The sequence below is a fragment of the Paenibacillus sp. TSA_86.1 genome (genome assembly GCF_052691815.1).
In genome coordinates, this window is record NZ_JBQZGE010000001.1 from 682,696 (window position 1) to 697,127 (window position 14,432).

Sequence of the window (14,432 nt, forward strand, 5' to 3'; positions counted from 1 at the left end):
GCTAGCGTGTCTGGTTTTCTTTTTGATCTTCTGGGGTTGGAACTTTGCCGTCAAGTTTTTTACTCTTCTCGCAGCGACCTTTATTATATTAAGACGAATTGATTATGAGAAACACATCTGGTTGAAACGTGTACTGTTGGTTGCTTTCGGGATTGGTGCGGTTTCTTTTGTAATAATCGAAGCCCTTGTTTTTACCCAGCTGGGTTCGAAGGATGCGGATCGAGCGGATTATGTCATCATTCTCGGATCGGGCATCAAGGGAACGGAATTGTCATTGACCTTGAAGCAAAGGCTGGATGCCAGTCTGGATTACATTCGTAGTCACCCAGAGACACCAGTCATCGTATCCGGGGGGCAGGGGCCGGGGGAATCCATTCCCGAAGCGCTTGCGATGAAAAATTATCTGGTGGATCAGGGCATTGCGCCCGATCAAATCACTATGGAGGATCGCTCGACAAGCACGCAGGAGAACTTGGCTTTTTCTAAAAATATCATCCTTGCCTCCGGGCTGGAACATCCCAAAATTATGATTGTCACGAGCGACTACCATATGTTCAGATCAAAATATATCGCAGCCAAAAACGGCTATGCCGCAGAATATGGTATTTCCGCCCCTTCACCCGGGTATTTGAAACCGATCAATATGATTCGTGAATACTTTGGCGCAGTCAAGGCATTTCTATAATAAAACGAGAAACAGGGCGAAGCGGAATGAAGATGCTTCGTCCTGTTTCTCGTTTTAATAGGTGACCTATGCTTACAAGGCGTTCGCGACACCTCTTATTTTTCAGCAGGATCACTAGCCGCTCTAATTTCAGTAGCTGGGGTTGTGTCAGATCTGGAGGTGCCAGGAGAAGGGGCAACTTCAGCAACCTCATCCCTAGGGGCAGTAGCTCTGATCTCAGAAGGGCGTACCGAAGTATCTCTGGAAGATCTGACGGAAGGGGCAACTTCAGCAATCTCATCCCTAGGGGTAGTAGCCCTGATCTCAGAAGGGCGTACTGTAGTGCCTTTGGAAGAGCCAGCTGAAGGAGAAGCCTCAGCAACCTCATCCTTAGGCACAGTTACGCTCAACTCAGCAGCTTGGGATGAAGTTTTTTTGGAAATATCCGGTACAGGCACAGCTTCAGTTGCTTTTGATTCTACTTTGGGTGTGTGGTTAGATGCCCATACGGCTGTGGACGTACTTGCTACGGCAATCAGACATAAAGCTCCGATCGTGATCATCCGGTGCTTTTTATTCATTTTTTTCACATCAAACATCATTGTTAATCTCCTTTTGAGTTGTTTTCCTTCCCCGGAAAGGGAGGAGCAAAATTGTACAGGTACGTTTCTTGCGCCCGCCATCACGCTCAAAATCGTTTCTCCATAGCGCTTGCGATCTTCAAGGGACATTTTCTGCACTACCTTTTCATCACAAGAAAACTCACTCCACGTATGAATCTCCTGACGAAGAAGGTGAACCAGTGGATTGAACCAGTGCAGGGCGCTGACCAATAAAGTGATAGCCTTGACCCATAGGTCCTTTTGTTTAAGATGAGTTAATTCATGGTGATAAACCAGTCTCATATCCAGATGGATTGTACCGGATAGAGGTAAATAAATCGTGGGTTTAGTCAAACCAACCAGTACAGGACTTCGGAGAATCGGACTATAGGCCAGTTGAACGTGCCGCCGAATCCCCAGCTTTTTCTTCATGATCGGAAGCAAAAGGGCTGCTTCGCTGTTCTCTTGCACACCCGTTCGTGTACGTTTCAATTCATTGGTGAATTTGCGATAACAGGTGATCTGCCACGATGAATAAACGAGAACGCCCACTCCCCAAGCACCGAGCAGAACATAGGCCACAGTAGAAGGTATCGTCCATTCAGGTGCAGGAATTCCCCCAAACATGCTTCGCCCGCTGTCGGATGGTTTAACGGTTGTGTTTGATGTGTGTTGAAACAAGATTGCGAACCAGGGAATACCGAACGAGAGGGGCAGTACATAAAAAACGACAGCCATTTTACTCAGCCCGTAACGCCAGTGAGCCGGGAAAACGTGAACATTCAGAAAACGCAGTGCAAGGATGCAGGCTGTAGCCATGCTTCCGGCCATCGTCAACGCGACCAACAGTTCCAGAAAGATATTCATGTTAGGCACCTACTTTTCCGACAGCCATTTTTTTAATTCTGCAATGTCATCCTCTGAAAGCTTATCCCCGTCATACATGGCTGAAACCAGATTTTTAACAGAGCCTTGGTAGAGTCCATCGAGTACCGTTTTTGTTTTCTGGAGTTTGTAGTCTTCGGGCAGCAGAAGAGGTTCGTAATAGTTTGTACGCCCTTGTCTGGTTACCGTGAGCGCCCCCTTATCAACGAGTCTGGATAGAAAAGTAGAGATGGTCTGTGCTTTCCACGCTTTTCCTTTTTCATTAAACATGTCTAACAATTCGGAAGAAGTGACCGGAGGAGTACAAGACCAGATCACCTCCATCAATTCCAGCTCGGTTTCGGACCATTTTTGGGTTTGGTGCACCAAGAAGCACTCCTTTACATCGTTATGCGTCCATAACGAAAGTTGATTACTACACTACGTAGTACGTTTAAATTACTACAACGTGTAGTAATAGTCAAGCACGTGTTTGACAGCCCCTTGATTCTTCCTGTGCATCGCAGGCAGCATTGGAGAAAAGCGTGTTATACTATAGGTCTACAATAGATGAACGAGTCAGGAGTGAACCATCATTACAGCATTTCAATTAGCCGCTCTGGAGGAGCGAAAGGATATTTCAACGAACGAATTGCAAGAAATTATACGCATGCTTGCCCATGCGCCCTTATTATACGATGACGGTCAGCATATTCAGGTTCAGGATTATCTGGAAGGCCTTGAGGTGGAACTGACACATGACATTCGCCGTGCGGCAAATGAAATATTTGAATGGGGTGTCAAGGCTTGTCGCCGTTTCACGGATGTACTGGCCTATGAGCAGCTGCAAGATGTGCTTGGACTACAGGCAGAGTTGTGGCAGGAGGGTGTGCTAACACTGCGTGATTGGATGGAGTGGCTGAAGCAGATTGGCGAAGGGCAGCGAGCGCTACCCGTGTATAATTTTGAAGCTATATTGGGTGATCTGCCCGAAGGTTATATGATTCATGATTTTCATGATGAACTACAGGTTCGACTTGAACAGGATGTTACGAATGTCTGGGCAAACGAAGAGCGAAGCAGGTTATATGAAACGATTGGTGTGCAAGGAAGAGTCTGAGTGTAGCTTTCAGCTCTACAAAAATTTCGAGTTATATCAAACATCAAACGAAAGGGCCTCTTGTGTTGTTTAATCTGATATGAATGTACTGCATAATGGCACTGACCATCTGGGGAAATGAGGGGATACCATGAAAAAGGTTGTACTTGCTGGTGGGACGGGATTTGTTGGTCAGGATTTTGCACCCCGATTTAAAAAGCTGGGATATGATGTGCTTGTGATCTCACGCCAGCCCGGGCACATCGCCTGGGAAGATCGAGCAGCCATTATTGAAGCGCTTGAAGGTGCAGAGATGCTGATTAACTTGGCTGGAAAATCTGTGAATTGCCGCTACACGGAAGAGAATCGCAGAATCATTTTCGACTCCAGGACAGAAACCACACATATTCTTGGAGAAGCGATACTGGCATGTGCACAGCCACCTGAATTGTGGATTAACTCTAGTACGGCAACCATATACAGACATGCGGAAGATCGACCTATGACGGAAAAAGATGGCGAGATCGGCTCGGGTTTTTCCGTGGAGGTAGCCAAAGCATGGGAGCAGGCATTTTTCGGTTTCAATCTGCCTTCTACACGACAGATTGCGCTGCGCATTGCGATTGTACTTGGTGAAGGCGGGGTGATGGAACCGTTGACGAATCTGGTCCGATTTGGCCTGGGAGGAGCGCAGGGAGCAGGAACCCAGCAGTTTAGCTGGATTCATATTGAAGATCTGTTCCGCATGGTGAGGTTTGTACAAGAGCATCGAGAGCTGGAAGGTGTCTTTAATGCTTCGTCTCCTCATCCGGTGACCAATCGAGAACTGATGGCAAGTCTGCGGAAACAGATGGGTGCCCGCCTTGGACTTCCGTCTCCACGCTGGATGCTTGAACTTGGAGCCATATTCATCCGTACGGAAACGGAACTGGTACTTAAGAGCCGCTGGGTGATTCCTGATCGAATCGAAAAAGCAGGCTTCACGTTCACGTATGCTTCGCTGGATGCGGCGCTCGCTGATCTCCTCAAGCGAACCAAGTAACTCGCGGGCAGTAGACAAGCGGAAGCCCGATAGACACGTATTCTCACCACGTGTACACAATGTGCAGAAGATCATTCATATCGTAGCGGGGAGGGCAGAGCAATCTGCCCTTCTGTCCATTGCACCATTATTCAGTTGGAGGCATATGCGTTTAATGATTACTAGCATAAAATTTACATAAGACCTACGAAAGAGAAGAGGTTGGGCATATGCAACTTAGAAGAGTAAGAATCGCAGGTACAGGGAAATATCTGCCCCAGATGAAGGTGACGGATGAGGAATTGGATGAGCGTTTGAATGTACCGGCAGGCTGGGTCAGTAAAGCGACGGGGGTAGGTTGCCGTTATTACGCCTCGGATGAGGAGACCTCTTCCTACATGGGTGCGAGAGCAGCTGAAGCGGCTCTTGCCGATGCAGATCTGTCATTTGGAGAGATCGATTGTCTGGTATGTACAAGCGGCACGAAGGAACAGCCACTGCCAAGTACAGCTGTCTTTATTCAGCAGGCCATGGGAGAGGAAGAGTCGGGTGTGCCTGCCTTTGATATGGATGCGACCTGTCTGAGTTTTCTGAACGGCCTTGATGTCATCTCTTATATGGTGGATGCGGGACGTTACCAGCGTGTATTACTTGTAGCCACAGAGATTGCCTCAGCCGGATTGAACTGGAAAGACCCGGAAAGTGCCGCCTTGTTTGGGGATGGGGCTGCGGCAGTTATCATTGAGCGTACATCTGAAGAGTCGGGCTCACAGATCATACACGCATCTCTGCGCACATATAGCCGCGGAGCACGGTTTTCGGAGATTGCAGGCGGGGGGACAAGGCAACATGCAGCCCATTATAATCTGGAGCAGCCGGATCCATTTCTCTTTCATATGGATGGACAAGCCATTTTCCGTATGGCGTCCAAGCTGTTACCCGGCTTCATGAATGAGATGCTTCAAGCTTCCGGGAACCGGATGCAGGATTTCGGGCTTGTTATTCCTCATCAGGGAAGTGCAATGGCTATGCGTTTGATTCGCAAGAAGCTGGGTATCCCGGAAGAACGCTTCATGGATATTACACGAGGTCATGGCAACACCATTGCGGCATCCATTCCGATGGGACTGCACGAAGCCATCCATCAGCAACGAATACAGCGTGGTGACCGTGTATTGATGATTGGAACGGCGGCGGGTTTATCCTTGGGAGGACTCATCTTTGATTACTAGATTCGGACAACGTGGGCTTCAAGCGCAAGCTGGTCATTCATACAAGGTACTGCTTACTGGAGGCAGGGCTCCGGTGACGCTGGACTTGGCCCGCATGCTGCATCGGTCAGGCCATCTTGTATATATTGCAGAGAGTGTGGAGCGACATCTGTGCAGAACGTCCAGCGCGGTGGAGCGGTGTGCGCTTGTTCCACCGCCACGTCGTCAGACAGAAGATTACCTGTCAGCCTTGGAACAATGCATCAGGACATGGCAGATTGATCTGTTGATTCCGATGTGTGAGGAGGTATTTTATGTGGCTCAAGGAGTGGATCGGTTGCGGCAATATTGCCGTGTTCTGACGTCCCCTTTGCAGCAGTTACATGTCCTTCATCATAAATACGATTTTATTCAGCTTGCCAAGTCTATGGGACTGCCGGTTCCCGATACACATCTCATTCAAAGTCCGCAGGAGTGGCTGAAGACTCAGCATATCCTGGACGTGTCAGGTGAATGGGTCTGGAAGCCGGTATATTCCCGTTTTGCTGCCAAGGTGCGTATGCCGTTAGCTGGGGTGCGTAACGATCCGCCGGGGGAAGAGGAGTTATCTCCTGCTTTTCCTTGGGTTGCCCAGCAATACATCCATGGACGAGGACTGTGCACCTACAGTGTTGTGCATGAAGGCCAGTTGATTGCCCATGCCACCTATGACAGCCGATATCGAACAGGCCGTGTAGGTGCGAGTGTTTTTTTTGAACAGGTGCAGCATGAGGGTGTGCGAACGTGGGTACAGCAATTTGTGCTGACGGCAGGTTTTAGCGGGCAGATTGGTTTTGATTTTATCGAAGACCTGTCAGGTCAGGTGTACGCCATTGAGTGTAACCCGAGGGCAACCAGTGGCGTACATCTGTTTCATCCTGGTGATGGTTTGGTGCATGCATTGCTTGAACCTGAGGTGTTGTTAAACGAAAGAACAGAAGTTACCCCGCAGTCAGGTAGTGATAAAGCCATGCTTGCCCTACCCATGCTGGGGAGTGGCCTCAGGCAGATACCAGGAACCAAAGGCGGCTTGCGCGCTTGGAGAACAGCTTGGCGCAGTGCGAGGGATGTCGTGTATATACGGCGAGATTGGCGGCCTTTTTTCGAACAAGTCGCGGTAGTTCTTGCTGCCTGGCGTCTTGCACGTTCACAGCAGATCTCGCTGACGGAAGCATTGACTCACGACATAGAATGGAACGGTGAACAACGATGAAGAGAGCGCTAGTGACCGGGACTACGGGGTGTTTGGGTAGACATCTGGCGATCAGGCTTGCATCCGAAGGATGGGATGTTACGGGTATGGGGCGACAACAAGAGATCGGCGCAACTTTGGAAACAGCTGGAGTGCGTTTCGTGAAAGGAGATATCCGGGATCAGCAGGCTGTGAATGCAGCATGTGCGGGTCAGGATGTGGTGTTCCACTGCGCGGCGCTATCGTCACCATGGGGGAAATATCGGGATTTTTACAGCAGTAACGTGCAGGGAACGCAGAATCTGGTTGAAAGCTCTACACGCAGTCAGGTACAGCGGTTTGTGCATGTCTCGACGCCAAGTATATATTTTAACTACATCCCGCGGTATGAGGTTCATGAATCTGATCCGCTGCCAGCTAAACCTGCCAATCATTATGCGGCTACCAAACGTCTGGCTGAAGAGATCGTGTTGAACGCTCACGGAAAAGGACTGCCTTCGATCATCATCCGCCCGCGAGCTATTTTTGGGCCCTATGATCAGACGCTTTTCCCACGTATTGTTGCAGCGAATGCCAAACGAGGCGTGCCCATGATCGATGGCGGACAGGCATTGATTGACCTGACGTGCGTGGATAATGTGGTGGATGCCCTGATGCTGTGCAGTGAAACTTCTGACGATGCACTTGGGAGAGCCTACAATATTTCGAATGCAGATCCGAGACCGTTCGCCGAGTTGGTGGGGGCTCTGTTTGGCATGTTAGACATGCCGCTCCGGCATCGAAATATTCCTTACACGATGGCCTATGGAGTGGCTGGTCTGTTGGAGGGTGTTTATCGATTTATCCCTGCTCTGGGTGAGCCACCTCTCACCAGATACACGGTTGGATCTTTGGGTGTACCACAGACATTAAGCATAGTGGATGCAAAAGAGCAGTTGGGATTTACACCGCGAGTGTCTATTGAAGCGGGTTTGCAGCAATTTGCAGATTGGTGGAGGGCTAATCATGTTAACAACGATGCCGGTTAAGCTATATTTGGGCGCAGCAGGTTATTGTACACATCCTGAGTTTCTAACACTGCGAGGAGGGAGCTTACGAGCGGTCCCTTTTCCGGCAGGCTTTGCCTGTATCCTTCATCCGGATCATGGCCCCATTTTGCTGGACACGGGATATAGTTCTCGTTTCTTTGAAGAGACTGCTCGCCTGCCTAATGCCTTGTATCGTCATATCACACCCGTAGTATATCGGGAAGAAGATAGTGCTGTTCATTTTCTGGAGCGAATCGGGCTTAAGGCAACAGATATCCATTATGTCATTCTTTCGCATTTTCACGGGGATCATATCGCAGGCGTGAGGGACTTCCCGGAGGCCCGGTTTATTTATTTGCCAAGAGCGTATGATGCGGTTCGCTCCCTTGGTTCGATTGCGGCAGTGAAGGCTGGCTTTCTGGCTGGACTGCTCCCGGATGATTTTATCCAGCGATCAATGCCCGTGAACGATCATCCCAAGCGATGGATGGAAATGGCGGAGAGTAGAGGCATAACAGCTCCGGATCGTTTTCCGTGGGACGAGGTATACGATATTTTTGGAGATGGCAGTCTGCTCGGTGTCGATGTATCGGGTCATGCGGAAGGCATGATGGGATTGTTACTGCGGACAGAACAGCATGAATATTTTTTATGTGCAGATGCGGTATGGTCAAGTCGGGCTTTTCGTGAACAACGCAGACCTCATGCACTTGCGGGTATCATTATGTCAGATCGGCAGCAGTACAGACAGAACTTTGACAAGTTGATACAGTTGCATCAGCAGTTTCCTGCACTTCGTATAGTGCCGAGCCACTGCCAAGAGGTGCTGAGCGAATGGGGCACAGGAGGAACGGGGCGATGAGTAATCCCATTCGAATTGTAACTCATTATGCTCTGGCGCGTGGCCTGCGCAGATGGCCTACACGGGCACAGCTTGAACGCTGGCAGGAACGCCGAATCAAGCGGCATGTCGAGCGGATTCGGACGCAGTCTCCATTTTATCAAAAGTGGTGGGAGGGTCTGAACGCATCCGAGTGGAGACAGTTTCCGCAGATTGATAAATCAATCATGATGCAGCATTTTGATACTCTGAACACCGTTGGGATTTCGAAAGAAGAGGCATTGATCCTGGCGGGTGAGAGTGAAGATACTCGTGATTTCAAGCAGTCTTCCATCCAGGGGGTAACGGTGGGACTCTCTTCTGGCACATCCGGTAACCGGGGCATATTTCTGGTCAGTGATCAAGAGCAGGACGCATGGACGGGTACGGTGCTTGCCAAACTGTTACCAGGCGGGCTGTGGAAACCTGCAAAGATCGCTTTTTTCTTACGCGCGAACAGCAATTTGTATGAATCGGTGAAGCGTGGCAAGCTGCAATTTCAGTATTTTGACCTGCTGGAGCGGGTGGATGTACTCATTGAGCGCATGGAAGAATATCAACCCACGGTATGGGTAGCTCCGCCCTCCATGCTTCGTATGCTGGCTGATGCTTGTCTACAGGGACGTTTAACCCACGTGCCAGACAAAATCATTTCTGTAGCCGAGGTGCTTGATCCACTGGATCGTAACGTGCTGGAGCATGTTTTCGGGCAGACCGTTCATCAGGTGTACCAGTGTACAGAAGGTTTCTTGGGGGCGACCTGCGAGCATGGGACATTACATCTGAATGAAGACATTGTGTATATTGAAAAAGAATACCTTGATCCGGCCACCCGGCGGTTCGTGCCTGTGATCACGGATTTTACCAGAACATCACAGCCGATTATCCGGTATCGGCTGAATGATATATTAACCGAGGCGGCAGAGCCGTGCGCCTGTGGTTCATTGTTTACTGCCATTGAAGGGATTGAGGGCCGCTGTGATGATACGCTTTATTTTTCACATCAACATGAGGGTAAGGCTGTTTCGGTCTTTCCGGATTTCATCAGTCGTGCGGTCATTGCGGCCTCGCCAGCCATTGAGCATTATCGCGTGGTGCAGGGCGGCAGTGGAAGGTTGGAGGTATCCGTGCGGATCAGCGAAGAAGCGGGTCAGGAGCAGGTACACGCGGCCGTGTTGCATGAACTGGGGAAATTAGCACAGCGGCTGCAATGTGTGCTTCCAGAGGTACACTTTGTGCCGTATACGTTTGAACCGGGGATAACGAAGCTGCGGCGGGTGGAGAGACGTGTGGATTCATGAGGCTTGCTTGCCCAATGAACGATATAAATTGAACTATTCTTTTACACTTAAACGGAGGTGATCTAATGACCGCGTGGGCCTATAAAATAGGAGAGGATTCGCCAAACCCTGCAGATGGCGGTGGTACAGCGGAATCGGGCAAGACAACAGCTTCTCCATCCACAGTAAAGACAAAGGAAACAAGATCAGCCGGGCCGGGCAATCAACATCCTGTAGCTTTGATCACAGGAACATCCAGTGGCTTCGGTATGCTGACTGCCATCACACTTGCCAAGCAAGGTTATCGTGTTATTGCCACGATGCGTGATCTGAGCCGTAAGGGAGAACTTTCGAACCGTGCCGAGGAGGCAGGAGTGACCGATCGACTCTACTATGTACAGCTTGATGTAACAGATTCGGAATCAGTGCAGACCGCTGTGGAGAAGGTGCTACAGCAATATGGGCGAATTGACATGTTGGTGAATAATGCGGGCTTTGCCGTAGGCGGATTTATTGAGGAAGTGTCGATGGAGGATTGGCGGCGGCAGATAGAAACGAATCTGTTTGGACTTATTGCAGTTACCCGCGCCGTTCTGCCTGTCATGCGTGAACAGAAGCGCGGGTTGATTGTTAACCTTTCGAGTGTGAGTGGTTTATCCGGTTTTCCTGGATATGCACCTTACGCTGCTTCCAAGTTTGCCGTGGAAGGGTTCAGCGAAAGTCTGCGCCATGAGATGTCCTCATTCGGTATCCGCGTGGTGCTGGTGGAACCCGGGGCATACCGTACACCCATCTGGAACAAAGGGTTGGGAGAGATCCACCAGAAGGAGAATTCCCCTTATAAACATAAGCTGGATGCGGTTCTGCGGTATTCCAAACAGGCCAGTGAGACTGCACCTGATCCGCAAGAGGTCGCTGATCTGATCGGACGGATTGCGCAAATGCGTGCACCGAGGCTACGTTATGCACTGGGCAAAGGATCACGACTACTTATCATCGGGAAGGCACTGCTACCATGGAAGTGGCTGGAGTGGCTAATTGCACGTGGTCTTCAATAGTTCATAGTTCAAGAGTGCGCGAGGGTGTGCTTATACGCCAGGCGAAGTCATAACCTTTTCAAAGGGAGGGCTGATTCATGTTTGAAGTCATTGTTACTGTTCTGCTGATTATCATTACAGGTTTGCTATTGCATATCAACAACAAATTACCGGCGCGTGATCGGGTACATGAAGCAATGGAACGGGATCGTCATCGGAGTGACAACGTTAATCAGGACTGAAAAATACAGGGAGTGGATGAGGGATGACAACAGATGCCGGACAGGGCAAGTACATTCTGCGTAATATCCGCAGGGATGAATCTGATCTATATTGGCCTTTACGGCTTGAAGCACTGCGAACACACCCCGAAGCGTTTGGAGCTTCCTACGAGTTATCCAGCAAGTTGTCCATGAGTGAAGTGCAAGATCGCATACATAACGAGCCTGATGATTACATTTTGGGGGCGTACACCTTTGACGGCAAACTCGCGGGCATGATGGGCTTTAAAAGGGAATACGGCCTGAAGCTCAGACATAAGGGAGTTATTTGGGGTGTCTATGTATCACCTGCTCATCGGGGGATCGGATTGGCATCCCGATTGTTATCCGAAATTCTGGAACGGGGCAAACATCTGGAAAACCTCAAGCAGATTAACCTGAGTGTAGTGACGAGCAATGTTTCTGCGAAACGGTTGTATGAAGGGCATGGATTCGAAACCTACGGAATCGAGCGCAACGCGCTGGAAGTAAGCGGGCAAGGGTATGATGAGGCGCACATGACGTATTTTTACAGTCAAGAGGAGATGTTCAATGACAAATCAGATCGTTCATGAGATAGATGGAATCTCGTTTATGTTAAAAGAAAAACATGCCTTCGACTGGCTAATGCCGCTCGGAACTGTCTTCTGTGTATTTGATTGGGCGGAAGATCTGTCGCTGAATTTGGTCGGGCTTGGAAAGAGGCAATGCGCAATGACGCAACAGCAGATTCGTAACAATGCAGGAAATCCCGTATAATGGAAAATATTGAGGAGGTGATGACGATGTGCCGATATGCCATGTCTGGACCCTATAAAGAGATCTATGCTTGTTTCCACTGTCGCAAGTCTTTTAAACAAGTATCACCTTACGATTTGAGCTTGGAAACCGCAGAAACTCTTGAACATAAATGCCCGCAATGTGCGGGGGTTATGGTGAGCATGGGGCATGATTTTCAAGCTCCTAAGCAAAAGGACATCAAACAGTGGACCAAAGTGATGACGCTCTATCGTCATGGTGTTACTTATCATAACTGTGGTTGTGGGGCAGGGTATCGTCCAGCCGAACTGCGTGAAGTCCCCGGATTTCTGCAGCAGCAGGCTGCTGCACGAAGAAGTGAAGGGGAGAAACTGCTTCATCGCTGGATGGAATAGGAGATCAAACCGCATGATTCGTACATTCATACAAAGAGACTTGCAATATGTCATAGAAGCGCATATCCGTATTTATCGCAACGAGTATAATTATGATGACAGCTTTGCGGCATATATTGCCGATGCGGTAGAAAAGCAGAATATGCGCCGGGAGATAGAGCAATGAAAACAGAGCCTGTTTATGCTGAAAATACAATTGTTGGCGTTTGGTTTCAGAGCCGGTGGCGCTGGTACGTCACTGAACGGGAGTATTGGTTTTTAAACGTAGAGATGGAAGAACGTTTTGGTATCCATGTGTTGAATGAGGAGACGGCGGCTGTTTTCTTACAGGCGATTCAGGAGGAGCAGGTAAGCTCGGGCGAACTGAGGAGTGTGCTTCTGCAGTTTCGGGAGATGCATCACGTGGGTGATGAATGGCTTAAGTATGTGCCGTCCTTTCTTGTCGATTTTGACAGGCGGCTATTCTTCTCTATGTTCCCGGAGCCTGCTTCCTTTGAGCATTACATGCCGGATGGCTGGACAGGGAGTTACAGGGATTTTTTAGAGCAGGTCCCAGAGGATGAACGATACTGGAAGTTGGAAGACAAGTCATTGTTTGAAGGAAACCTTTAAGCTTCACCTCCAGTCAGCATGAGCAGTAATGAGCGGTTCACCGAACCGAAAGAATACGTTATAGAGGTGACATCTTTGACGAAAAACATTGCTTTTTTTGATTCAGGCATCGGTGGATTAACGGTACTGCATACCGCTTTGCAGCAGTTTCCGGAAGAGTCCTATATCTATTACGCAGATACATTGCACGTTCCTTATGGAACCAAGTCTGCGGACGAAGTCCGTCGTTATATTTTTGCCTGCGCGGATGCTATTGTTCGAGAAGGGGCAGACGCGATTGTAATCGCGTGTAATACAGCAACAAGCCTGGCCGTTAATGCTCTTCGTTCCATGTATGGCATTCCGATCATCGGTATGGAGCCGGCGGTGAAACCGGCTGTTGAGATGAACCGGGATAACGATAAGCGCGTGCTTGTGTTTGCTACGGCTCTGACACTGAGTCAAACGAAGTATAACGAACTGGTGTCACGTGTGGATGATGAGCACCGGGTTGATTCCTTCGCGCTCCCTGAACTGGTGGAGTGGTGTGAGCAGCTGGAGTTTGATCCGGTCAAAATAACAGCATACTTCCGCTCCAAGCTGGCCGACCTGGATCTGGAACAATACGGGACGGTGGTCATGGGCTGTACGCATTATCCGTTCTATACACCCATCTTACGTAAGATGTTGCCGAATCATATTCAGATCCTTGATGGTAGCCAAGGGACGGTAAATCACTTGCAGCAGCGGCTTGGACTTGGTGTACAACAGCAATCTGAAAGTATTAAGCTGGATCAGGAAGGGAACGTGTCCTTTTTCAGTTCATCAGGCCGAACGGAAGATCAGGATAAAATGCGTATAGCACTTCAATATCTCAAAGAAAGATCATTGTAGACCATACCACCGGAGGTGTTAGCAATGGAGTCCATTGTTCTGATTCGTCACGCAAAAGCCGAAGGACAGGAGCCATACGCGAGTCTGACGGATGAGGGATACAGACAGGCTGAGAAATTGGCAGAAATGCTGTCCAGTCACCCAATTTCCTATATTGTATCCAGTCCATGGAAAAGGGCGGTGCAAACGGCCGTGCCTTTAGGCGCGGCAATACAGCAGCACATTCATACGGATGAACGCTTGCAGGAAAGGGTGCTGAGTACACAGAATCTGCCGAACTGGATGGATGTGCTGAAACGTACATATGAGGATGAAGATTGGGCCGCAGAGGGCGGAGAATCGTCTCGAACCGCGGCTTCCAGAGGTTTGGCATTGCTGGGGGAATGTTGGAGCAGACCAGAAACCCATGGAGCGGTTATCACACATGGTAATCTGTTATCATTAATCATTCGTCATTATGATTCTTCTTTTGGTTACTCCGAGTGGGCTAAGCTTTCCAATCCGGATGTATATATTTTGAGACGGGCGCAGGACTCGTCAGAAGAAGGAAGTTCCCAAGAGGAGGGGCATAAGTTCACTATATCCAGACTGTGGATGGAGTGAATGAAAAAGAGCG

The 14,432-nt window shown here is 49.3% G+C and carries 19 protein-coding genes; 17 read left to right on the top strand and 2 right to left on the bottom strand.

Annotation, left to right across the window (positions count from 1 at the left end; all coding sequences use genetic code 11):
• Window positions 1–121: 121 nt before the first annotated feature.
• Window positions 122–685, top strand: coding sequence for a YdcF family protein (locus ACUTVW_RS03180; protein ID WP_445644444.1), 564 nt, complete (start codon window positions 122–124; stop codon window positions 683–685).
• A gap of 95 nt (window positions 686–780) precedes the next feature.
• Here ACUTVW_RS03180 and ACUTVW_RS03185 read toward each other — a convergent pair whose 3' ends face one another.
• The gene (locus ACUTVW_RS03185) at window positions 781–2,133 is read right to left on the bottom strand and encodes a M56 family metallopeptidase (protein ID WP_445644445.1); all 1,353 of its coding nucleotides are present in this window, start codon (window positions 2,131–2,133) and stop codon (window positions 781–783) included.
• Window positions 2,134–2,142: 9 nt separating this feature from the next.
• Window positions 2,143–2,517, bottom strand: a complete 375-nt coding sequence (locus ACUTVW_RS03190; protein ID WP_445644446.1) for a BlaI/MecI/CopY family transcriptional regulator — start codon at window positions 2,515–2,517, stop codon at window positions 2,143–2,145.
• Window positions 2,518–2,782: 265 nt separating this feature from the next.
• On the opposite strand from ACUTVW_RS03190, the gene ACUTVW_RS03195 reads away from it, so the two are divergent.
• The 16 genes from ACUTVW_RS03195 (at window position 2,783) to ACUTVW_RS03270 (ending at window position 14,419) form a co-directional block, all read left to right on the top strand.
• Window positions 2,783–3,250, top strand: a complete 468-nt coding sequence (locus ACUTVW_RS03195; RefSeq protein ID WP_445644447.1) for a hypothetical protein — start codon at window positions 2,783–2,785, stop codon at window positions 3,248–3,250.
• 130 nt (window positions 3,251–3,380) lie between these two features.
• The gene (locus ACUTVW_RS03200) at window positions 3,381–4,271 is read left to right on the top strand and encodes a TIGR01777 family oxidoreductase (protein WP_445644448.1); all 891 of its coding nucleotides are present in this window, start codon (window positions 3,381–3,383) and stop codon (window positions 4,269–4,271) included.
• 209 nt (window positions 4,272–4,480) lie between these two features.
• A complete protein-coding gene (locus tag ACUTVW_RS03205) occupies window positions 4,481–5,482 on the top strand; it encodes a beta-ketoacyl-ACP synthase III (RefSeq protein ID WP_445644449.1) in 1,002 nt (333 codons plus the stop codon).
• The gene (locus ACUTVW_RS03210; RefSeq protein ID WP_445644450.1) at window positions 5,472–6,713 is read left to right on the top strand and encodes an ATP-grasp domain-containing protein; all 1,242 of its coding nucleotides are present in this window, start codon (window positions 5,472–5,474) and stop codon (window positions 6,711–6,713) included. Before ACUTVW_RS03205 ends, ACUTVW_RS03210 begins: the two co-directional genes overlap by 11 nt.
• On the top strand, window positions 6,710–7,720 hold the full coding sequence (locus ACUTVW_RS03215) for an NAD-dependent epimerase/dehydratase family protein (RefSeq protein WP_445644451.1): 1,011 nt from the start codon (window positions 6,710–6,712) through the stop codon (window positions 7,718–7,720). Before ACUTVW_RS03210 ends, ACUTVW_RS03215 begins: the two co-directional genes overlap by 4 nt.
• Complete coding sequence (locus tag ACUTVW_RS03220; protein WP_445644452.1) at window positions 7,698–8,582, top strand: MBL fold metallo-hydrolase; 885 nt, start codon at window positions 7,698–7,700, stop codon at window positions 8,580–8,582. The genes ACUTVW_RS03215 and ACUTVW_RS03220 overlap by 23 nt, the downstream gene beginning before the upstream one ends.
• Window positions 8,579–9,901: a F390 synthetase-related protein gene (locus ACUTVW_RS03225; RefSeq protein WP_445644453.1), complete on the top strand. Its 1,323-nt coding sequence runs from the start codon at window positions 8,579–8,581 to the stop codon at window positions 9,899–9,901. The genes ACUTVW_RS03220 and ACUTVW_RS03225 overlap by 4 nt, the downstream gene beginning before the upstream one ends.
• 65 nt (window positions 9,902–9,966) lie before the next feature.
• Entirely contained in the window at window positions 9,967–10,938 is a 972-nt protein-coding gene (locus ACUTVW_RS03230) for an SDR family oxidoreductase (protein WP_445644454.1), read from the top strand.
• Between the two features lie 77 nt (window positions 10,939–11,015).
• A complete protein-coding gene (locus tag ACUTVW_RS03235; RefSeq protein ID WP_445644455.1) occupies window positions 11,016–11,159 on the top strand; it encodes a hypothetical protein in 144 nt (47 codons plus the stop codon).
• Between the two features lie 23 nt (window positions 11,160–11,182).
• Window positions 11,183–11,752: a GNAT family N-acetyltransferase gene (locus ACUTVW_RS03240; RefSeq protein ID WP_445644456.1), complete on the top strand. Its 570-nt coding sequence runs from the start codon at window positions 11,183–11,185 to the stop codon at window positions 11,750–11,752.
• Window positions 11,730–11,936, top strand: coding sequence for a hypothetical protein (locus ACUTVW_RS03245; protein ID WP_445644457.1), 207 nt, complete (start codon window positions 11,730–11,732; stop codon window positions 11,934–11,936). Before ACUTVW_RS03240 ends, ACUTVW_RS03245 begins: the two co-directional genes overlap by 23 nt.
• Window positions 11,936–12,331 carry a hypothetical protein gene (locus tag ACUTVW_RS03250; protein WP_445644458.1) on the top strand — a complete coding sequence of 132 codons (396 nt, stop codon included), beginning with the start codon at window positions 11,936–11,938 and terminating at the stop codon, window positions 12,329–12,331. The genes ACUTVW_RS03245 and ACUTVW_RS03250 overlap by 1 nt, the downstream gene beginning before the upstream one ends.
• A 13-nt stretch (window positions 12,332–12,344) precedes the next feature.
• The gene (locus ACUTVW_RS03255; RefSeq protein WP_445644459.1) at window positions 12,345–12,497 is read left to right on the top strand and encodes a hypothetical protein; all 153 of its coding nucleotides are present in this window, start codon (window positions 12,345–12,347) and stop codon (window positions 12,495–12,497) included.
• On the top strand, window positions 12,494–12,943 hold the full coding sequence (locus ACUTVW_RS03260; protein WP_445644460.1) for a hypothetical protein: 450 nt from the start codon (window positions 12,494–12,496) through the stop codon (window positions 12,941–12,943). The genes ACUTVW_RS03255 and ACUTVW_RS03260 overlap by 4 nt, the downstream gene beginning before the upstream one ends.
• Window positions 12,944–13,018: 75 nt before the next feature.
• The gene (gene murI / locus ACUTVW_RS03265) at window positions 13,019–13,816 is read left to right on the top strand and encodes a glutamate racemase (RefSeq protein ID WP_445644461.1); all 798 of its coding nucleotides are present in this window, start codon (window positions 13,019–13,021) and stop codon (window positions 13,814–13,816) included.
• A gap of 24 nt (window positions 13,817–13,840) precedes the next feature.
• The gene (locus tag ACUTVW_RS03270) at window positions 13,841–14,419 is read left to right on the top strand and encodes a histidine phosphatase family protein (protein WP_445644462.1); all 579 of its coding nucleotides are present in this window, start codon (window positions 13,841–13,843) and stop codon (window positions 14,417–14,419) included.
• Window positions 14,420–14,432: the final 13 nt, after the last annotated feature.